This is a genomic window from Mycobacterium paraterrae (genome assembly GCF_022430545.2).
GTDB lineage: Bacteria > Actinomycetota > Actinomycetes > Mycobacteriales > Mycobacteriaceae > Mycobacterium > Mycobacterium paraterrae.
This window is the reverse complement of the sequence record NZ_CP092488.2, coordinates 2,827,753-2,847,418: the sequence shown is the minus strand read 5'-3', so window position 1 is coordinate 2,847,418 and position 19,666 is coordinate 2,827,753. Positions and strand designations below refer to the sequence as shown.

The following is a 19,666-nucleotide window of genomic DNA, read 5'->3' as shown; positions in this document are numbered from 1 at the left end:
CCGTTACTGGCGGCGCTGGAGCAAGCGCTGCACGGCGAGTCACCCACGCTGGTCCCGGTGGCCAGCGGCATCGAACGCTCAGCCCTAGAAGCCCTGCGCGTCGACGAGGCCATCGACGACGACGTGGCGCTCGTCGCGACGACCTCGGGAACGACCGGCGCACCCAAGGGTGCAATGCTGACCGCCGCCGCGCTGACCGCCAGCGCGGCGGCCACCCACGCCCGCCTCGGCGGGCCTGGCCGGTGGTTGCTGGCCCTGCCGTCTTATCACATCGCGGGCATCCAGGTGTTGGTGCGCAGCCTGCTGGGCGGCACCTATCCCGTCGAACTCGACGTCTCCGCTGGTTTCGATGTCAGCCAATTACCCTCTGCCGTAGACGAACTCGGCGCCGGCCGGCGTTACACCTCGCTGGTCGCGACGCAATTGGCGAAGGCGCTGACCGATCCCGCCGCCGCGGGGGCGCTGGCCGAGTTGGACGCGGTGTTGATCGGCGGCGGCCCGGCCCCACGACCGGTGCTCGACGCCGCCGCGCGCGCCGGGGTGAACGTGGTGCGCACCTACGGGATGAGCGAGACCGCCGGTGGCTGCGTGTACGACGGCGTACCGCTAGACGGCGTCAGGCTGCGCATCGACGACGGCCGGATCGTGATCGGCGGCGACACTTTGGCCAAGGGCTACCGCAACCCGCCGCAGCCGGACCCGTTCGCCGAACCCGGCTGGTTTCGCACCGACGACCTTGGCGTGGTCGACGACTCGGGCGTGCTGAGTGTGCTGGGCCGGGCCGACGACGCGATCAGCACCGGCGGGTTGACGGTGTTGCCGCAGCCGGTCGAGGCGGCGCTGCGGACCCATCCGGCAGTGGCCGACTGCGCGGTGTTCGGCATGCCCGACGAGCGTCTCGGCCAGCGGGTGGCGGCCGCGGTGGTGCTGGCCGACGGGGCAGCCGCGCCGACGCTGGAGGAGGTGCGGGCGCACGTGCGGCGAAGCCTCGACCACACCGCCGCGCCGCGTGAACTTCTCGTCATTGACGCGCTGCCGTTGCGCGGCATCGGCAAGGTCGACCGTCCGGCGCTGACGCGCCTGGCCGCCGAGCGGCTGCCATAGCAATGCGGATGCGCCTCACTGGTCACTCCAGGTGACATAATGCCCTGGTGAACCGGCCCGACGAGTACGCACCATCGATCGGGCCCTCGAGCAACGGACGAAGCCATGCAGCGCCACATCATTGTCAGCGGTGACAATGCGTTGGCGACCACCATCGCCGACGAGCTGAAGAGCGCAGGGGCGGTTGTCACCAGACTGGTCAGTTCCGATCAGAGCGACGCCGGCATGGCCCGGGAACTGGTGCTTGCCGACATTTCCAATGCGCTGGCCGTCGTCTGCGCCGGCGACGACGACGCGGTGAACCTCGAGATCGCCCTGCTGGCAAGAAAAGCCAACCCGACCGTGCGGGTGGTGTCCCGGGTGGCCAACGACGTGCTGCGCGAGGCCGTCGCCAACGACAACGGTCCCGGCGCGATTCTCGATGTCGCCGACCTCGCGGCGCCCGCGATCGTCGAGGCCTGCCTGTCGCAGGCCACCCACGATTTCGAGGCCGCCGGTCTGCGGTTCGTCGTGACCGGCAAGGCCGCCTCGCGCGAGGCCACGCTGCGGGAGCTCTACGGCGACCTCGCTCCGGTGGCCGTCATGCGCGATGGAGACTCACCCGGGCCCGGCGAAGTCGAGATTTGCCCGGGCCGCGATCAGCGGGTGCACGCCGGGGACTGGACGATGATGATCGGCACGGCCGAGGAGCTCGCCGCCCAGGGCATCAAGGTGCCCAGCACGTCGGTGTCACGCTCGCGCCGCAACATCTTCAGGCGGGCGATCGACTCCATCCGGGGCGTCATCAACGACTTCAACCCCACGTTCTATCCGGTCGCCGGCGCGACGCTGCTGGTCTTGGTCACCGCCACCTTCGTTCTGCGGTTCGGCTACAAGCCGCCGCCCAAGATGGGCTGGGTCGACGCGTTCTACTTCACCATCGAGACGATGACCACCACCGGTTACGGCGACTTCTCCTTCGTCGACCAGCCGACCTGGCTGCGCACATTTTCGACGCTGTTGATGTTCAGCGGAGTCACCACCACCGCCCTGCTGGTGTCGTTCGTCGCTGACGTATTGCTTTCCCGCCGTTTCGTTTTCGCGTCGGCACGGCCGCGGGTGGGACACCTGCGCAACCACATTGTCGTGGTCGGGCTCAGCGGCCTCGGTATGCGAGTGGTCCAGGACCTGAGCAACCTGGGATACGACGTCGCGGTGATCGAACAGAACGAGGAGAACCGCTTCCTGTCGGCGGTCCGTGACCTCGATGTGCCGGTGATCCTCGGCGACGCCACCCTGCGCGAGACGCTGCAGTCCGCCCGCGTCGACCGTGCCCGCGCCGTGGCGGTGCTGACCCGCGACGACATCATCAACATCGAAACCGGCATCGTGCTGGCCGAAATGCTGGGCAAGAAGACCCCGACCCGCGAGCATTACACCCATATTCCGTTGGTGCTGCGCGTCTACGACCGCACGCTGGGGTTCGCGGTGGCGCAGCGATTCGGTTTCGAGAACGTCCGCTCGACCGTCGAGCTAGCGGTGCCGTACTTCATCGGCGCCGCGATCGGCCTACAGGTGCTGGGCACATTCTCGGTCGGCCAGGCCTCATTCGTGGTCGGCGGCATGCAGGTGGCCGCCGGCAGCGAGCTGGACGGGCTGCGGATGTTCGAGTTGTCGACTCAAGCGCGAGTCATCGCGATCGTGACCTCCAACGGCCTGCTCAAGCTGCACCCGCGCCGCGACGCCCGGCTGCACGCCGACGACACCGTGTACCTGGTCGGTCCGTACCGCGAGCTGATCGACACGCTGCGGCGAGGCCGGCTCCCCAGCCAGCCGGACGTCAAAGCCGGCTGATTCGCTAGGTTGAATCGCCCGCCTCCTCCTCATCGCGCTGCGCGCTCTGCATCGTCGGCGCGCTAGGTCTCGTCGAACGGGAGCGGCATCCCGGTGTGCGACAGACACTCCGTACACGTGCGCTCGGCGGGCACCCGCCCCACCGCTTCGCGGATCAGCTCCTTGAACGGCTCGATGTTCTTGGCGAATTCGTCGACGACGTTCTCCATCGTCACTCCGGCGCCCGATTCGATGCCCGCATCCAGGTCGGTCACCAAGGCTACTGCGGCATAACAGATTTCAAGCTCGCGGGCCAGCACGGCCTCGGGATAGCCGGTCATGTTGATCAGCGTGAACCCCGCCGAGGCGAACCACCGGCTTTCCGCGCGCGTGGAAAACCGCGGGCCCTCGATCACGACCATGGTGCCGCCGTCGACGACATCGGGTAGACCGGTCGCCGCCGCACGCAACGTCGGGCAGTACGGGTCGGCGAAGGCCACGTGCGCCGCGCCGGCGTCGTAGTAGGTGTCGGTGCGACGCCGGGTGCGGTCGACGAGTTGATCGGGCACGACGATCGAACCGGGGCCGTGTTCGACGGTCAGGCTGCCGACCGCGCACGGTGCGAAGATCTGCCGGACGCCGATGGAGCGCAGCGCCCACATGTTGGCTCGGTAGGGAACCTGGTGTGCGGGGTAGCGGTGGTCGAGACCGTGACGGGGCAGAAACGCCACCTCGTGGTTCCCGACCGCGCCGATCGTGACGGGACCGGCCGGCTCACCGAACGGGGTGTCCAGGCTGACGCTGCGGGCGGCCGAGTCGAAGAAGCTGTAGAAGCCGCTGCCGCCGATCACTCCGATCACTTGGCCATTGTCGGTTACCGGCATGAAACGATCACAAGGTGGCCAGTCTTGCGCAGTGGATCGAGGGTGCGCGACCGCGAACGCTCCCCAACGCCGTAGCCCCAGTCATCGCCGGAACCGGTGCCGCCGCGTGGCTGCACGCAGCCGTCTGGTGGAAAGCGCTGCTTGCGTTGGCCGTCGCGCTCGCCCTGATCGTCGGGGTCAACTTCGCCAACGACTACTCCGACGGCATCCGCGGCACAGACGACAACCGGGCCGGCCCGCTGCGACTGGTGGGCTCTCGGCTGGCTGCGCCGCGATCGGTCCTCGCGGCGGCGGTCGCCAGTCTTGCCGTGGCGGGACTGGCCGGACTTGCCCTGGCGCTGACGACGGCGCCGTGGCTGATCGCGGTCGGCGCCGCATGTATCGCCGGGGCCTGGCTCTACACCGGCGGCTCGAGGCCCTACGGCTACTCCGGCTTCGGCGAGGTCGCGGTGTTCGTGTTCTTCGGTCTGGTTGCGGTACTGGGCACGCAGTACACCCAGGCGCTGCGCATCGACTGGGTCGGTGGCGCGTTGGCCGTGGCGACAGGGGCGTTGTCGTCAGCGGTGCTGGTGGCCAACAATTTGCGAGACATCCCCACCGACGCCGAGTCGGGGAAGATCACGCTGGCAGTTCGACTGGGCGACAAGCGAACCCGCGTCTTCTATCAGCTGTTGCTAGGGGTCGCCGCAGTGTTGACGCTGGCGCTGAGCGCGGCAACGCCGTGGTGCCTGGTGGGCCTGGTCGCCACCCCGCTGGCGCTGCGGGCCGCGAAGCCGGTGCGCACTGGTCAGGCTGGTCCCGCGCTGATCCCAGTCCTGCGCGACACCGGTCTGACAATGCTGGTCTGGTCGATCACGGTGGCCACGGCGTTGGCAGCGACGGCTCGTTAGCTCGCTGACTCTGCGCTCAGGGCGGGCCCCACTCGCACTTCTCCGCCCTCACCGAAGTGTCAATCCGCGGCGGGTGGTGGCTCGCCACGCAGCCGGGCCCGTAGTTGTTCGCGGTCGTGCCGGCGCCTGGCGGTGGCTTCTTCGAGTCCGGCGGTGGCTCGTCGACGTAGCGGGGCGAACAGCCACATCCCCAACGGCATCGCGACGATCAACGCGAACAGCAACGCGACGACGATCGGGAATTCGTGTATGCCGAGCGCCCGGCCGATTCCGAAGATCGCCGCGGCCAGAACGGCGACCAACGCCAGCCGAGCGACGACGTAGAGCAGCACGCTCGCGACGGCACGGCCGGCTGAGCTCTGTCCGTTTGACACAGTGCGAGCCTAGGTCGCCGCGTATATTCAGACCAAGGAGGTGTTGAGTGCTGTATCTGCTCCTGGTCTTCGTTCTCGGATCGTTGGTGTATCTCGGCGTGCGCGTAGCCCGCGCCCAGATCAACCGGCCCAAGAGTCGCGTCATCGGGCCTGACGACGATCCGGATTTCCTGTGGCGCTTGAGCCACGGCGACAACAATCCGCGCTAGCGCTCGGGTTCGATTTGCCCTACTCACCAGGCCGTACCGGCCTGCACCGCTGTCGAGCTAGATGAAGTGCTCGTTGGATCGGCGCTGATCGCTCGGAAAGCCATCTGCGACAACGGCTGCCAGTTCGATGAGAGCCTCGCGGGTTTCCCGCTTCAGCCTGTCCAGGTCGATCTCGGCACCCTCTTCGAGATGCGGGTCGAACGGCACCAAACGCACTGCGCGGCAACGCCTGGAGAAGTGGTCCACCACCTTCTGCATGTCGACCTTGCCGGAGCGCGGACGCACCGCGTTGATCACCGCGATCGAGTTGCTCACCAGATCTTCGTGGCCGTGCGCGTCGAGCCAGTCCAAAGTTGCTGAGGCACTGCGAGCGCCGTCGATCGATCCAGAGCTCACGACGACGAGCGCGTCGGCCTTCTCCAGCACCGCCTGCATCGCGGAGTGCAAAAGTCCTGTGCCGCAGTCGGTGAGGACGAGGCCGTAGAACCGCTCGAGAATTTCCAGCGTCTTGCTGTAGTCCTCGGCACTGAACGCTTCCGACATCGCAGGATCACTGTCGGAGGCAAGCACTTCCAGCCTGCTGCGGCCCTGCGAGGTGTAACTGCGGACATCGCTGTAGCGCTCGATGGTTCCGGCGTCGCGCAGCAGATGGCGCACCGTGGCCGGGGTTTCCAGCGGCACCTTCTGACTCAACGTCCCGCGGTCGGGGTTGGCATCGACGGCGATCACCCGGTCGCCGCGGACCGAGGCGAACGTCGCGCCCAGCGTCGCGGTGATGGTGGTCTTTCCGACGCCGCCCTTCAGCGACAGCATCGCGATGCGATAGCAGCCGCGCAGCGGACGGTTCACTTGAACGGTCAGGTCGTTGTAGCGGATGGTCCGCGGGCTCTCCCCGACGTTGATCAGCTGCCCCGACAGTTTGTACAGCCATAGTCGCCAGCCCTCCGTCGGCGCCGGCTTGACCTGGCGCAGCAGGGTGCTGGTCGACAACTCCGGATACCGCGACGGCGGCAGGTGTCCCTGCGCATCGGCCGACAGGGGTGCCGACGGTCCGCCGTAGTTGCCGTAGACGCGGCGGGGCGCGTTCGGGGGCTCGACCACGCGGGGCAGCCCCTGATACGGCGTCTCTGCCCACGCCCGCGGTTCGACCCTGGTTTCTGGGAGTGCCGCGTTCTGGGTGGCCCCGGGCGCATTGTCACCGAAGCGGCGTTCGGTACGGAACCCGGCGAACGCGCGGGTCGGCGGCTCGGCAGGCGGGGGCGGCGGCGCGTGCGGTGGCAGTTCGGTCGTCGGATGGTCGCCGCGACGGCCGTCGTCCGCTTCGTGCGGCGGATGGTCAGACACGTGAAATATCCCCTCGTTGCAACACTCGGGTCGCTAGTCGACGAACAGTTCTCCCGATCGAACATAGCTCAGCGCCCTTAGAAGCCGCTGAACTGCGCTTATCCAACTCCGGCGTACGAGTGCAGGCCGACGGTGACCAGGTTGACGAAGAACAGGTTGAACACCATGGCCACGAAGCCGGCCACGTTGATCCAGGCCGCCTTCCGATCCCGCCAGCCGGCGGTCGACCGGGCATGCAGGTAGGCGGCGTAGACCACCCATGCGATGAACGCCACAGTCTCCTTGGGATCCCAACCCCAGTAACGCCCCCACGCCTCCTCAGCCCAGATCGCGCCGAAGATCACCCCGAAACCGAACACGGGGAAACCGAAGATGGTGGTCCGATAGGCGATGCGGTCGAGTGTCTGCGCGTCGGGCAGCCGCTGCACCAGCTGCGCGAATCGTCCCGTCGCGTCGGGCTCTGCCAACCGCGAGGTGCGCAGCAGGAACAGGATGCTGGCCACCCCGGCGACCATGAACACCCCGGAACCGAGGCTGACCACCGAGACATGGATGGGTAGCCAGTACGACTGCAGCGCGGGCATCACCGGAGCGGCGTTGGTGTAGAGCCAGCGCCCCGACACCGTCAGCAAGATCAGCACGGGCAGCAGCAAAAACACCCACAGCGGACGGTATTGCGGGCGGCGCAGCACGATGGCGCCGGCGACCAGGCCGCAGAAGCAGGTCAGGTTGATGAACTCGTACATGTTGCCCCACGGCACCCGCTGGGTGGCCAGGCCACGCAACACGATGCACAGGAACAACAGCCCGATTCCCGCGTAGACCAGCAACAGCCCGGCGCGCCCGACGCGTTCGTCGACCGGTCGGCGCGGGGCCTCGGTCACCAGGCCAGGGGTTGCGCTGTCCGCACCGACCCCGACCAGCTCATTCTCGGCTTTCCGGCTGCGGGTATAGGCGAGCTCGACGGCCAGCAGGAGCAGCGCGACGACCATGATCACCACCGACGAGGTGAACGCCCAGTCCGAGTTGCGCGCCAGCCCGAGGTGGATATGAGTCGTATTCACCGGCGCCACTCTCCCCCGCAAGCGGGCGGTACCCCCACACCGCCGGCGATGCCGGCTTTATCGTCGTCGGCGCAATTCACGGGTTGCTCCTTCCGGTCGCGATCGGCTCAGCCGAGGTGACGCTCAACCCCTCTTCGAGGCGTTCGACGAGCCGCTCGAATTCGTCGCCCCAGCCGGCGTTATCGGTCCGTGCCAAACCGCCTACCTGCACGTTCACCGTACCGGGCGTCGTCGTTTCCAGCCTCACCCAGACCCGTCGCCGGCGCACCAGCAGGGACACCACCAGCCCGGCCATCATCGCCATCGCCGAGACCAGCACCCAGATCTGGCCGGGATCGTGGGAGACCTGCAGGTTGACGAACGGCACCGCGCCGTCGAAGCGCACGACGGTGCCGGCGGCGGGCCCTTGGTCGATGCGCACCTCCTGACCGACGCGCAGGTTGACCCGTTTGACTCGGGTGATCCGGTGCTGGTCGATGAGGCGCGGGTCGAGGGTGTACAGCGACTGGGGCCGACCGCTGTCCAGTCCGGTGTCACCGGAGTAGATGTCGACGGCGACCGCGGGGGCGATCAACGCGGGGAAACTCGACGAGAGCAGGGTGCCCTCGAGTTGCTCGGTCGGGGCGAGCAGTCCGGTGATCGCGATCTGGTGTTGACGACGCTCGGCCGCATTGGGGTACGTCCCGGCGGGCGGATCGATGCGGGCGACGCCCGAGGACAGCAGCGTCCGCGGGTTGTCGGGGCGCCACTGCACGGTCGACGTGCGGACCTGGCCGTCCGGGAACACCACGCTGAACGTCGGCGCGTAGCCGTGGCCCTGCAGGTACACCCGGTCGCCGCCGACCCGCAGCGGGTGGTTGACCTCGAGCCGGTAGGGTCGCCAGCTGCCGCCGGCGAGGTCGCGGCCGGATTGGTAGTCGATGTCCGCAGCGAACGACGTGGCCTGCCCGGACGGGAGGTACTTGGCCTTGAAGTCGTTGACACGCAGGCAGATCGGATGCAGGGACGTGCCGTCGACGGTATTTCCGGCTCGGAACGAGTCGAACGCCGCGGGCGATGCCGAGCAGAAGCCCGGTCCCCCGTCGGCGATCACCACCACGTTGCCCTCGTAGCCGAACAGCTTGCCCGCGGCCACCGCGACGAGCAGGCCGAGCAGCGAGAAGTGGAAGACCAGGTTGCCGAATTCCCGCAGATAGCCCTTCTCGGCAGAAATTTCGACAGTCTCGCCACGGCGGACGATCGTGCGCCAACCACGCAGCCGCTCGGTCATCGTGGCACTGATCGAGTCGGCGTCGCCCGCGACGGTGGCCACGGCGTGCTTCGGCAAGCGGGTCAGGTTGCGCGGCGCGGCGACCGGCGTCGCCCGCATGCTGCGAGCGTGTTCGATCATCCGCGGCGTCAGGCAGCCCAGCAGCGAGATGAACAGCAGCGTGTAGATCGCGGTGAACCAGAAACTACCGAAGACGTTGAACGCCTGCACCTTATCGAGCAGCGGCCCGATTTTCGGGTGGGCGGCCAGGTAGTCGTCGACCTTGCCCGCGTTCAGACTGCGCTGCGGCAGCAACGCGCCGGGCATGGCTCCCAGCGCAAGCAGGAACAGCAACACCAGCGCGGTGCCCATCGACGTCAGCGCCCGCCAGGTGTTGCGGGCGTAGGCGATTACGCGACTCAAATCGGCAACCTCACATCCGAGACGAGCCCGTCGCGCAGCCAGGACACGAAGTCGTTCCAGCCGCCGCTGACCAATGCAATGCCGACTGCGACCAGTAACGCGCCCCCGAAAATTTGGAGCGCCCGGGTGTGCCGACGCAGCCAGCCCAGCCCCGCGACCGCCGACGCCGACCCAAAGGCCAACAGCACGAACGGAATTCCCAGACCGAGGCAGTAGGCGATCACCAGCACGATGCCTCGGGCGACGCTGGCGCCGTCGGTGGCCGACGCGACCGTGACCACGCCGGCCAGCGTCGGTCCGAGGCACGGCGTCCAGCCCAGGGCGAACACCGCACCGAGCAACGGCGCACCGGCCAGTGTCGACAACTGCCGCGGCGCGAAGCGCAGCTGGCGTTGCAGAGCCGGGACGTAGCCCACGAACACCAGCCCCATCACGATCGTGATGACGCCGCCGACACGTTGCAGCACAAGCTGATTGGTGATCAGCGACGTGGTCATGCCGAGCACGGCGACCGTGCCGAGGAGGAAGACGACGGTAAACCCGGCGACGAACAGCGCCGCCGAGCCGGCCACCCGCCAGCGCGCGGTCGCTGGGGCGCGCTCGGATTCGTCGACGCCGACGACGGCGGCCAGGTACGACAGGTAGCCCGGCACCAACGGCACCACACACGGCGACGCGAACGACACCAGGCCGGCCAGCACCGACACCGCCAGCGCGAGCACCAGCGGTCCGGCAGTGGCGGTTTCGGTGAAACTCATTTCTCGGCTGCGATCCGTTGCACAACCGGCTGCAGATCTTCGGCGAGCAGTTCACGCAAGAAGACCGCGGCGACACGGTGCTGGCGATCCAGCACTGCCGTGGACGGGATGACGGAGGTCGGATATTTGCCGCCGAAGGCAAGCATCGTGCGCATCGCCGGGTCGTAGATCGACGGGTAGGTGACCTTGCGGTCTTTGACGAAGTCCTGCGCGGCCTGCCGGTTGTTGTCGCGCACGTCGATGCCGAGCATCTCGACTTGTTCGGCGCGGGTGGCGTCGTACACCTTCTCCAGCGCCGATGCTTCGGCGCGGCACGGCCCACACCATTGACCCCACACGTTCACGACGACGACCTTGTCGACAAAGTCGTCTACGGCCACCGTGCGGCTAGGATCCATCAGGTCGGGACCGGAGATCAGTCCGGGCTTGCCGCGGCGATCGGGTGGATCGTAGAAGATGTCGGTTTTGCCTCCGGGAGAGACGAATTCGAAGGTGCCGCCTTGCGCGACGGCGTCGTCGCCGGTGGAGCAGCCGGCGAGCAGGCCGACCACCATGAGGACGACGAACGCCAGCCTGGTCACTGCAGTGTCGGTTCCATGTACTGCACGTCGACCAGCCGATCGCCTTCGTAGATCAGCGAGGTGATCGAGCCCACCGCGCACTCGCGGCGGCGAGGGTCATGCCAGAGTCGTTTGCCGGTGACCGCCAACCTGCTCGTCCACACCGGAAGCTGATGGCTGACGCAGACGACCTCGTGCCCCGCGGCCCGGGCACGCGCCTTATCGATCGCGGTCGTCATCCGCGCGGCGATCTGCTTGTACGGCTCACCCCACGACGGGGTGAACGGGTTGCGCAGCTGCCACCAGAACCGCGGGTCGCGCCACGCGCCGTCACCGGGGCTGACCCGCTTGCCCTCGAAGAAGTTCGAGGATTCGATCAGGTCGGGGTCGGTGTCGACGGTGAGGTTGTGCTTGGCGGCGATCGGCGCGGCAGTCTCCTGTGCGCGTTGCAGCGGCGAGGCGACGACGGCGACGATGTCGCGGTCGGCCAGCGCGTCGGCGGCAGCCTGAGCTTGTCTATTTCCTTTGTCGGACAAGCGAAATCCTGGTAGCCGTCCGTAGAGGATCGCGTCGGGGTTGTACACCTCGCCATGCCGGATGAGGTGGACGCGGGTGTGCTCAGCCATCAGGGTTTGGTCTCCTTGGCTGCCGCTTCGGCCGCGGCGGGCAGTGCGTCGGCAATTCGGTCGAACGCAGCATCGTCGAGCGCCGCCGAGACAAACCACGCTTCGAAGGCGCTGCAGGGCGGGTAGATCCCGCCGTCGAGCAGCGCGTGGAAGAACGGCGCGAAGCGCCAGGTTTCGCTGGCGCGCGCCGAGGCGAAGTCGGTGACCGGCTCGTCGGTGAAGAACACGCTCAGCATGTTGCCGGCTCGCGGAATCTGGTGCGGCACACCTGCTTCGGTGAGCGCCAGCGACAGCAACCCGGCCAGCCGGTCGGCGTTGGCGTCCAGGGCGGCGTAGACGGCATCGTCGGCGGCCCGCAGCGTGGCCAATCCCGCGGCGACCGCGACCGGGTTACCCGAGAGCGTGCCGGCCTGATACACCGGCCCCAGTGGCGCGAGCCGTTGCATCACTTCCGCGCGACCACCGAACGCCGCGGCGGGCAGCCCGCCGCTCATCACCTTGCCGAAGGTGAACAAGTCGGCGTCGACGGGATCGATTCCGTACCAACCACTTCGGCTGATCCGAAATCCGGTCATCACCTCGTCGACAATCAGCAAGGCGCCGTGCTCGGCGGTGACGGCTCGCAGCGCGGCGTTGTAGCCAAGGGCGGGCGGGACGACGCCCATGTTGCCGGGGCTGGCCTCGGTGATCACCGCGGCGATCTGGTCGCCGAACTCCTCGAAGGCGTGGCGCACCGCGTCGATGTCGTTGTAGGGCAACACAACCGTGTCGGCCGCGGTCGCGCCAGTGACGCCCGGCGAGGACGGCAGCGCCAGAGTCGCGACGCCGGAGCCGGCGTCGGCCAGCAGTGCGTCGACGTGGCCGTGGTAGCAGCCAGAGAACTTCACGATCTTGGACCGGCCGGTGAATCCGCGGGCCAACCGGACCGCGCTCATGGTGGCCTCGGTGCCGGAGTTGACCAATCGAACCAAGTCGACAGGCGCGACCCGGTCGACGAGCTCGGCGGCCAGTTCGCTTTCGGCCGGCGTCGGCGCCCCGAACGACAAGCCGCCGCGTGCGGCCTGGGTCACCGCGTCCACGACCGCGGGGTGCGCGTGCCCGAGGATCATCGGGCCCCACGAACAGACCAGGTCGACGTAGCGGTTGCCGTCGGCATCGGTGAGCCAGTAGCCGTTGGCCTCGGTGATGAAGCGGGGTGTGCCACCGACCGCCTTGAACGCCCGAACCGGCGAGTTCACTCCGCCCGGGATGACCGCGCTGGCGGCATCGAACAACTTCGACGAGGCTTCTGTGCGCTGCGACGATGCAGGCCGCGCTGCGGCCTGAGGTGGGGGCACCTCCCGCTTGCGGGGGAGAGCCGCGCCATCGTGCTCCCGCTGCGACGATGCAGGCCGCGCTGCGGCCTGAGGAGAAGCCGCGCCATCGCGCTCTTGCTGCGACGATGCAGGCCGCGCTGCGGCCTGAGGTGGAGCCGCACCATCTTGTCTGTGCACGTCCTCCAGTGTCCCAGCCGCCGAGTCGTTGTCGACTACAGGGTGTAGTTGTTGACGGGAGGCGCGAAAACGACGGATTCACGCGTTTGGTTCGCCGGTGAGCGGTGGTACTCCGTACGGATGACATACATCACACGAATTGCAGCCGCAACTGCCTGTGCCGCGGGTCTTGGACTTGCTGGTCTGGGCGCGGCGAGCGTAGCCGAAGCACTTCCGGGTCCGAGTGGACCCATGCCAGCCGACTGGTGTCCTGGCCAGTTCTGGGACCCGGGTTGGGGCAACAACTGGGACTGGAACAACTGCCACGGTGGCGGGCCTGGATTTATGCCCAACGGCGGTCCCGGGCCCGGGCCGATCGGCCCCAACGGGATGCCCAATGGCGGCCCAGGACCCGGTCCGTTCGTGCCCAACGGTCCGGGCGGCTTCAACGGCGGTGGAGGATTCGGCGGCGGCCACGGCGGCCACTGACTGGTAGCCACAGACGTCGAAGACCCGGTGCCGGCCGCACCGGGTTTTCGCGACGTCAGCTCACACCGGCGCCAGCTCGATGACGTGCGGGTAGTCGTCGTCTGGTAACGGCGCGAGCTGATGTTGGTCGGCCCAATCCAGCGGGTCGACCTCGACGGGTAACGCATCGAGTTCCACGGTCAACCTCCAGTCCTGCTCATCGTCATCTCGCCAATGTGAGGGGAGCCGGCCCGTCGCGGGAAACCCAGGACAGGGATGGGCGCGGCAGCTTCCATCGCGCCAACATTCAGCCCGTCGACGGGCCGGCTATGACTTACTGCGATGACATCACCTCCTCGATTCAGCGTGAGCGTTGCTTTGGTGGCGGAGGGCTGCGCTGGACGGCGACCACCCCCCGCGGCGGTACTCGCCACCGTCCCCTCGGCGTCAGCCAAGCCCGACCAGCGGGCCGGGGCCCCCGCAGAGCCCGCCCGGTCGCTGGTGGTGCCGGCCGCTGACCAAGGCGGTTCGCCTGCGCCGCCGCGCACAAGATCGCGTCGACCTCGATGAACAGCTCCATTTCCTCGGGTAGCGGGCACGGCCGAACCCGAGGCCGACTCACTGAAGTTTCGCTGTCCACCGGCGCCGCCGTGCGCGTCCACAGCATCAGCGCTGGCTCACTAACCGTCAGCATCTGACCGGCCAATCAGGCGTAGCAGGCCTGCAGTCCGTTGAATCGGCGGGAAGGTTTCCCACCCCGGAAAACTGTGCATTTCGCCAACATGGTCGCCACCTCCCAAACGTTCGATCTTTGGCAAACTAGCCACAAGATCTATGCCTGAAGACACATGTTTTATACAACGCGCCGCGCGGCGCTGACAAGAACCGGTCGAGATTTTTTTCGGGAAAAGTGTTGAGGCCCTTGCCTCAGACGGCCGATTGGGGTGAGGCCAGACGGAGCCGGGCGGCCGACCGTGTTTGGCAGGCGATGCGTCTCTCCTCGGCCACGATCGCGGCGGCCTTGGCGTCGATCGCCGCCTGCTCCAGTTCGCGACGGCAGAGATCGGCGATGATGAGCCCGTTCATCCGGGTGCACCAGGCGACAACCGCCTCGTCTTCGCTGGCTTCCGCGCCGGCCAGCAGCAGCGAGTGCAGACCTTCCAACTCCGCGGCCGCAAGCGTTTTCAGCGGACGCGGTTCGCTGGTGCTGCCGTCGACTTGGACGCCGGTGCTCGCCGCCACCAAGCGGACCAGCAGGGCGTCGGACACCGACGCAGCCCACCGCGCCAGGCCCTTGTGCCGCGACCGCGACAACTGCGCACACACGCCGAGCAATGTCGCGGTGGCCTCTTCGGGCAGATCGTCGACGGTGGGATAGGTCATCGTGATCCTCCTCGTGCTGGTGAGAGGAATTCGGTGCCGAACTCGACGTGGTTGGGTCGAATTTCGAGGGGTTGAGGTCGACGCTGCCGCGGGGGTTGGATAGCGGTATGCAACTACCGCAGCGGCTCGCCCGGTTCAACCGGCACGTGACCAACCCCATTCAGCGGATCTGGGCCGGTTGGGCCCCGTCGTTCGGCATCCTCGAGCACGTCGGCCGGCGCTCCGGCAAGCCATACCGCACGCCGTTGACGGTGTTCAACGCCGAAGTCGACGGAAAACCCGGCGTGGCCATCCTGCTGACCTACGGCCCGGATCGCGACTGGCTGAAGAACCTGAACGCGGCCGGCGGCGGCAAGATGCGACGCCACGGCAAGACGTTCAGCGTCAGCAACCCGCAGATCGTCACCAAGGAGGAGGCAGCGGCTCACGTCGCCGGCGCCGCGCACCGAGTCTTCGCCCGGTTGCCGTTCGAGCAAGCGGTCCTGCTGACCAAGGCCGGCTAATCACGCCGCGCCGCAACACGTTTGGTGGCGAAGTACAACGCCACCGTGACGGCCCAGGACAGCAGACTCAACCAGAACTGCACGCGGGCGCTCGCGTCGAATGCCATCTGCACCAGCACAGCGACGATGCCGGCAACGGTCAGGATCGACAGCGCGGGGAACCACCACATCTTGACGGGTAACTTCTCCGGCGGCGTCCGGCGTCGTAACACGATCTGCGACAACGCAATCAGGAGATAGACCAGCAGCACGATCGCACCCGACGAGTTCAGCAGAAACTGGAACACGGTGTTCGGCGCGACAGCGGCCATGATCACACACAAAAAGCCCACCACCGACGAGGCGACGATCGCGAGGTACGGCACGCTGCGGTCGCTGACGTTCAACATCCGGGCCGGCGCCTCGCGTCGACCGGCGAGCACGAACAACACTCGCGATGCGCTGTAGAGACCGGAGTTTAGGCACGACAGCACCGCGGTGAGCACGACCGCATTCATCACATGGTCGGCGCCAGGGATTCCCATCTGCTTCAGCGCACCGACGAACGGCGAGGCACCCGGTTGCACGGCATTCCACGGCATGACGACGGTGAGCAGGAAGACCGATCCGACGAAGAAGATCGCGATGCGCGCGGCCACCGCGTTGGTGGCGCGCTGGACGGCCTTCTCCGGGTCGGGGGTCTCGGCTGCGGCGATGGTCGCGATCTCCGCGCCGACCATCGAGAAGATGACCGTCACAACGGCGCCGAAGGCGCCGTGCAATCCGTTCGGAAAGAACCCGCCGTGGGCGTGCAGGTTGGAGAAGTCGGCGTGCCGGTGCGGCCACAGCCCCAAGACATACATCGTGCCGAGTAGCAGGAACACCACGATGCTGGCGACTTTGATTCCCGCAAACCAGAATTCGAATTCACCGTAGGACGACACCGAGAATAGATTTGTCGCCGTCATCAACGTCATCAGCAGCAGCGACAGCAGCCATAGTGGCGCGTGAAACCAGTAGGTGATGACCTTCGCCCCGGCGACCGCTTCGAAGCCGACGACGATCACCCAGTAGTACCAGTACAGCCAGCCGACCGAGAACCCCGCCCAACCGCCGAGCGCTTCGCGGGCGTATTCGGCGAACGAGCCTGTCGATGGGTTCGCGGCGGCCATCTCTCCAAGCATCCGCATCACCAGAATGATCAACACGCCGCACAGCGCGTAGGTGAGGACAGCCGCGGGTCCGGCTTTACCGATGACCACACCCGAGCCGACGAAGAAGCCGGCGCCGATGATCCCGCCGATCGCGATCATCATCAGTTGACGCTGCGAGAGCCCTTGGCTGAGTTGCGGTGTGGTGCTCTCCGGCATGTCGGGACGCTAACACCCGGCCGCCGGAGCGCGCTCGATTACACCGGTACCGCGCGCAGTGCGGCGGGCAGGCTGGGCAGAAAGTGCGCGGTGGCGAACGCGCGAATATCGTCTTCGTCGACGATCGGCTGACGGGCCGGCAGCAACAACAGCATGGCCGCGTAGCGCAGGATGGTGTCGGCGAGTTCGTCGACGGCAGCCGCGCCGATTCGTTCTGCGAATCCGTCGGGAAAGATGATCCGCAGTGCGGCCGACATCCGCTCGACCGCGGCGCCCCAGTGTTGGTGAGCCAGCTCGATCATCAGGCCGGGCTCGTCGGCGAGCATCCGGGTCAACACCCGGTGCTGACGGAACCGCACCATCGAGAGCGTGAACGCCTCGACGTAGTAATTCGATTGTCGCCGTCGGCTTTTCAGCTCATCGGCGATGTTGGCGAACAGCACCGCGTTCTCGCGGTCGATGACCGCGGAGACCAACTCGTCGCGGTTCGCGAAACGCCGGTAGATCGTGGTCCGGCTGACCCCGGCCCGGCGGGCGACGTCGTCCAGTGCGACCCGGCGAAAGCCGTGCTGCTGGAACTCGGCGACGGCGGCGTCGAGAATGGCGTTGGTGGCCGCGTCAGCCCCGGGCATAACCACCGCGCGCAAAACCGTTGTAGCGCACACGCATTGGCAGATGGTCCCACAGCCAATTCACCGGCCGTGACCGCCATGCCGCGGCGAACCGCTGATAGCGGCGCTCCTGGCGCTCGGTCCACGGCAACCCGAGCAGTTCCCGGCCCCGCGGCGGCATCCCGCCGGTGGTGAGGAAGGCAGCGATCGGGTTGAACACCGGAGACACCAACCGCCAGACAAATGGCGATACGCCCTTGGGTCGCGGGAATCCTTTGGTCACGTATCCCACACCGTATTTCGCGGTCGGGTGGGCGATCATGACCTCGTTCATCATGTGGTCCCAATACTTCTCGAACTCTTGATAGTTGGCGGGCATAGGCCGCTCGCTGACGCCGTAGCGGCGATACCACGTCTTCGACTCGAGGTAGATCTGTTCTTTCTCCGCCTGCGTCAGCCGTTTGACAAAGGTGTCGGCGAAGTAGAGCACCTGCTCGACGAAGGTGGCATGCGCCCAGAAGTAAGTGTCGGGGTCCAGCGCGTGATAGCGCTCGCCGCTAGGCATTTCGCCCTTGATCTGATGATGGAAGTCGCGCACCTGCCGGCCGGCGTTGTCCTCGTCAGAGCCGTAGACCGTCCTGAAGATCGGAGGCAACGAGCGTTTGATGCGCGCCGAGGTATCGCTGAAGAACACCGAATGGTCGAGCACGCCCTGCCCCAGCTCGGCCAGCATGTTCTGCAGCACCGCAGGCCGCGGTCCGATCAGGAACATCCGGTTGTCGCCGAAGTACCGCCAGACCAGCGATTGGGGCCCCAACGGCAGCGCGTCGGCGGTGGCATCAACGTCGGACGACTCGCGCAACTCGGTCATGGGAGACAGTGTTACATATTTTGCACTTTGTACCAAGTGCGGACTCGGTCAGTGGCCGCGGACGGCCACCACCGCCTTGTTCAGCAGATCAACGAGAGGAGCGGGGTCGCCCCTGCCCCCGACCGCGATTTCCACCCGGCCGCTGAGCTCGGCGCGAAAGGTCGTCTCGTCGACCGTCTTCGGGCCCTGCGGGGTGGTCAGGTCCGCATGGGTCTTGGTGCCGGTGGTCTTGAGTCCGGCAATAGGTGGCCCGGGGATGCGTTCGGCAGTGCCCTTCACTTCTCCGGGGACGCTGAAGGAGACGCGATTGCAGCCGGCAACGTCGGGGGGATCCGCGACCGCTGCCGGCGATTCCACGGCCAGGATCACGATCTCCTGGGGCTTGCGGACCGAGACGCCTTGGATCTGGCTACCCGCGACGAGATGCGACGATTTCGACAGCAACGCCCCGCACTGAGGCGGGTCGTAGCTGAAGTCTTTACGCATACCAGCCAGCTTTTTGGCTTCTTCCTCGTTCACCGTGGTGTGCGGGATCGGGACGGCCTCCATCTCCGGCGGGAGTGCAAGTCCGACTTGGTCGATCCGGGATATGTCGAAGCCGCCCGGCGCCTCTGACGTCGTGGTAGACGAGGGGCTCTGCGTCGCGGACTTGTCTTTGGAAGCGCATCCGGCCAGTCCGCCGCACGCTGTCACGACGATGAGAAATGCGGCACCTATCCGGCTTGCGCCGGCAACGGAAAGCATTACCCGACCCTAGCAACCGGGCGTTGTTGTCGGAATGTTGTCAGACCGTTGCCGTCGAGCGTCAGTTGCCTTGGCACGATTCGCTGGTGGATTCGATGAGCCGCCGTGCCGCTCTGCGCCTGGGGGCTCGGGCCTTCGCCGGCGCAGCGGGCGCCTGGGCGGTCACGGCTCTAGCGGATCCCACTCTCGGGCCAGCCGACCCGGGCCCGGTTCAACCCGCCGCGCCACCCGGACCCGCGGATCCCCCCGCCGCCGCGCCAACCCCGTTGCCGACCAAGGTGTCCGGTTCCTTCGTGTCGGCGGCGCGCGGGGGCGTTGTGACGAACTACATCATTGCGCGACCGCCCGGAATCGTCGGTCCGCTGCGTCCGGTGATCGCCCTGCACGGCGTGCGTGGAAGCGCCAAGCAGGTGATGAGCTTCGGAGTCGAGCAGACGCTGGCGGATCTGGTGAAGGTGGGGCACCCGCCCTTCGCGGTGGTCGCTGTCGACGGCGGCGACACGTACTGGCACCGACGGGCTGGCGGCGAGGACGCGGGCTCGATGGTGCTCAACGAGCTGATCCCGATGCTGTCGACGATGAGTCTCGACATCACCCGGGTGGGTTTCATCGGCTGGTCGATGGGCGGGTATGGGGCGCTGCTACTGGGCGCCCGACTGGGTGCGGCGCGCACCGCCGGGATCTGCGCGGTCAGCCCGGCGCTCTATCAGTCCTACACGGCCAGCACGCTTGGCGCCTTCGACAGCTACGACGACTGGACACGCAACACGGTGTTCGGATTGCCTGCGCTGGCGTCGATTCCGCTGCGGATCGACTGCGGCAACGACGACCGCTTCGCGCCGGCCACCCACCAGTTCATCGGGCAACTCCGGGTCCCGCCCGCGGGTGGGTTCACTCCGGGAGGCCACGACGAGGCGTACTGGCGTCAGGAACTGCCCGGCGAGCTGGCCTGGCTGGCATCCTGACGG

The 19,666-nt window shown here is 67.2% G+C and carries 22 protein-coding genes; 7 read left to right on the top strand and 15 right to left on the bottom strand.

What is annotated here, in order from left to right; genetic code table 11:
• Nucleotides 1-27 precede the first annotated feature (27 nt).
• Nucleotides 28-1,104 (top strand): o-succinylbenzoate--CoA ligase, encoded by a 1,077-nt coding sequence (gene menE / locus MKK62_RS13615; protein WP_240264157.1) that lies wholly within the window; start codon nt 28-30, stop codon nt 1,102-1,104.
• 105 nt (nt 1,105-1,209) lie between these two features.
• Complete coding sequence (locus MKK62_RS13610; RefSeq protein ID WP_240260529.1) at nt 1,210-2,937, top strand: NAD-binding protein; 1,728 nt, start codon at nt 1,210-1,212, stop codon at nt 2,935-2,937.
• Nucleotides 2,938-2,999: 62 nt separating this feature from the next.
• Here MKK62_RS13610 and MKK62_RS13605 read toward each other — a convergent pair whose 3' ends face one another.
• Nucleotides 3,000-3,800: an S-methyl-5'-thioadenosine phosphorylase gene (locus tag MKK62_RS13605; RefSeq protein WP_240260537.1), complete on the bottom strand. Its 801-nt coding sequence runs from the start codon at nt 3,798-3,800 to the stop codon at nt 3,000-3,002.
• Between the two features lie 14 nt (nt 3,801-3,814).
• Here MKK62_RS13605 and MKK62_RS13600 point away from each other — a divergent pair, with 14 nt between their 5' ends.
• Nucleotides 3,815-4,690 (top strand): 1,4-dihydroxy-2-naphthoate polyprenyltransferase, encoded by an 876-nt coding sequence (locus MKK62_RS13600; RefSeq protein WP_240260540.1) that lies wholly within the window; start codon nt 3,815-3,817, stop codon nt 4,688-4,690.
• Between the two features lie 59 nt (nt 4,691-4,749).
• Here the strand turns inward: MKK62_RS13600 and MKK62_RS13595 are convergent, their stop codons facing one another.
• Complete coding sequence (locus MKK62_RS13595) at nt 4,750-5,064, bottom strand: DUF4229 domain-containing protein (protein WP_240260544.1); 315 nt, start codon at nt 5,062-5,064, stop codon at nt 4,750-4,752.
• 47 nt (nt 5,065-5,111) lie between these two features.
• Here MKK62_RS13595 and MKK62_RS13590 point away from each other — a divergent pair, with 47 nt between their 5' ends.
• On the top strand, nt 5,112-5,273 hold the full coding sequence (locus MKK62_RS13590; protein WP_240260546.1) for a hypothetical protein: 162 nt from the start codon (nt 5,112-5,114) through the stop codon (nt 5,271-5,273).
• 57 nt (nt 5,274-5,330) lie between these two features.
• Here the strand turns inward: MKK62_RS13590 and MKK62_RS13585 are convergent, their stop codons facing one another.
• The 7 genes from MKK62_RS13585 to hemL form a co-directional block, all read right to left on the bottom strand.
• Nucleotides 5,331-6,617, bottom strand: coding sequence for a MinD/ParA family ATP-binding protein (locus MKK62_RS13585; RefSeq protein ID WP_240260551.1), 1,287 nt, complete (start codon nt 6,615-6,617; stop codon nt 5,331-5,333).
• A 98-nt stretch (nt 6,618-6,715) separates the two neighbouring features.
• Complete coding sequence (ccsB, locus tag MKK62_RS13580) at nt 6,716-7,681, bottom strand: c-type cytochrome biogenesis protein CcsB (RefSeq protein ID WP_240260553.1); 966 nt, start codon at nt 7,679-7,681, stop codon at nt 6,716-6,718.
• A 76-nt stretch (nt 7,682-7,757) separates the two neighbouring features.
• Nucleotides 7,758-9,302, bottom strand: coding sequence for a cytochrome c biogenesis protein ResB (gene resB / locus MKK62_RS13575; RefSeq protein WP_240264158.1), 1,545 nt, complete (start codon nt 9,300-9,302; stop codon nt 7,758-7,760).
• Between the two features lie 47 nt (nt 9,303-9,349).
• A complete protein-coding gene (locus tag MKK62_RS13570; RefSeq protein WP_240260555.1) occupies nt 9,350-10,111 on the bottom strand; it encodes a cytochrome c biogenesis CcdA family protein in 762 nt (253 codons plus the stop codon).
• Nucleotides 10,108-10,665, bottom strand: coding sequence for a TlpA disulfide reductase family protein (locus MKK62_RS13565; protein WP_240264159.1), 558 nt, complete (start codon nt 10,663-10,665; stop codon nt 10,108-10,110). Before MKK62_RS13565 ends, MKK62_RS13570 begins: the two co-directional genes overlap by 4 nt.
• A gap of 23 nt (nt 10,666-10,688) precedes the next feature.
• Entirely contained in the window at nt 10,689-11,297 is a 609-nt protein-coding gene (locus MKK62_RS13560) for a histidine phosphatase family protein (RefSeq protein ID WP_240260556.1), read from the bottom strand.
• On the bottom strand, nt 11,297-12,634 hold the full coding sequence (hemL, locus tag MKK62_RS13555; protein WP_240260558.1) for a glutamate-1-semialdehyde 2,1-aminomutase: 1,338 nt from the start codon (nt 12,632-12,634) through the stop codon (nt 11,297-11,299). The genes MKK62_RS13560 and hemL overlap by 1 nt, the downstream gene beginning before the upstream one ends.
• Before the next feature lie 387 nt (nt 12,635-13,021).
• On the opposite strand from hemL, the gene MKK62_RS13550 reads away from it, so the two are divergent.
• The gene (locus MKK62_RS13550) at nt 13,022-13,258 is read left to right on the top strand and encodes an Mtp family mycobacterial-type pilin (protein ID WP_240260560.1); all 237 of its coding nucleotides are present in this window, start codon (nt 13,022-13,024) and stop codon (nt 13,256-13,258) included.
• A 60-nt stretch (nt 13,259-13,318) separates the two neighbouring features.
• Here MKK62_RS13550 and MKK62_RS13545 read toward each other — a convergent pair whose 3' ends face one another.
• Together MKK62_RS13545 and MKK62_RS13540 are read right to left on the bottom strand one after the other, a co-directional pair.
• Nucleotides 13,319-13,441 carry a hypothetical protein gene (locus MKK62_RS13545; RefSeq protein ID WP_260060430.1) on the bottom strand — a complete coding sequence of 41 codons (123 nt, stop codon included), beginning with the start codon at nt 13,439-13,441 and terminating at the stop codon, nt 13,319-13,321.
• A 723-nt stretch (nt 13,442-14,164) separates the two neighbouring features.
• Nucleotides 14,165-14,620, bottom strand: coding sequence for a hypothetical protein (locus tag MKK62_RS13540; RefSeq protein WP_240260562.1), 456 nt, complete (start codon nt 14,618-14,620; stop codon nt 14,165-14,167).
• Nucleotides 14,621-14,727: 107 nt separating this feature from the next.
• On the opposite strand from MKK62_RS13540, the gene MKK62_RS13535 reads away from it, so the two are divergent.
• A complete protein-coding gene (locus MKK62_RS13535) occupies nt 14,728-15,123 on the top strand; it encodes a nitroreductase family deazaflavin-dependent oxidoreductase (protein WP_240260564.1) in 396 nt (131 codons plus the stop codon).
• Here the strand turns inward: MKK62_RS13535 and MKK62_RS13530 are convergent.
• From MKK62_RS13530 to MKK62_RS13515, 4 genes are read right to left on the bottom strand one after another with little or no spacing between them, the layout of a single operon-like run.
• A complete protein-coding gene (locus tag MKK62_RS13530) occupies nt 15,120-16,472 on the bottom strand; it encodes an amino acid permease (protein ID WP_240260566.1) in 1,353 nt (450 codons plus the stop codon). The genes MKK62_RS13535 and MKK62_RS13530 overlap by 4 nt on opposite strands.
• Before the next feature lie 38 nt (nt 16,473-16,510).
• A complete protein-coding gene (locus tag MKK62_RS13525; protein WP_240260568.1) occupies nt 16,511-17,104 on the bottom strand; it encodes a TetR/AcrR family transcriptional regulator in 594 nt (197 codons plus the stop codon).
• Nucleotides 17,091-17,954: an oxygenase MpaB family protein gene (locus tag MKK62_RS13520; RefSeq protein WP_240260570.1), complete on the bottom strand. Its 864-nt coding sequence runs from the start codon at nt 17,952-17,954 to the stop codon at nt 17,091-17,093. Before MKK62_RS13520 ends, MKK62_RS13525 begins: the two co-directional genes overlap by 14 nt.
• A gap of 48 nt (nt 17,955-18,002) precedes the next feature.
• On the bottom strand, nt 18,003-18,698 hold the full coding sequence (locus MKK62_RS13515) for a DUF5642 family protein (RefSeq protein WP_240260572.1): 696 nt from the start codon (nt 18,696-18,698) through the stop codon (nt 18,003-18,005).
• Nucleotides 18,699-18,793: 95 nt separating this feature from the next.
• Here MKK62_RS13515 and MKK62_RS13510 point away from each other — a divergent pair, with 95 nt between their 5' ends.
• Nucleotides 18,794-19,663, top strand: a complete 870-nt coding sequence (locus MKK62_RS13510) for an alpha/beta hydrolase (RefSeq protein WP_240264160.1) — start codon at nt 18,794-18,796, stop codon at nt 19,661-19,663.
• Nucleotides 19,664-19,666 lie beyond the last annotated feature (3 nt).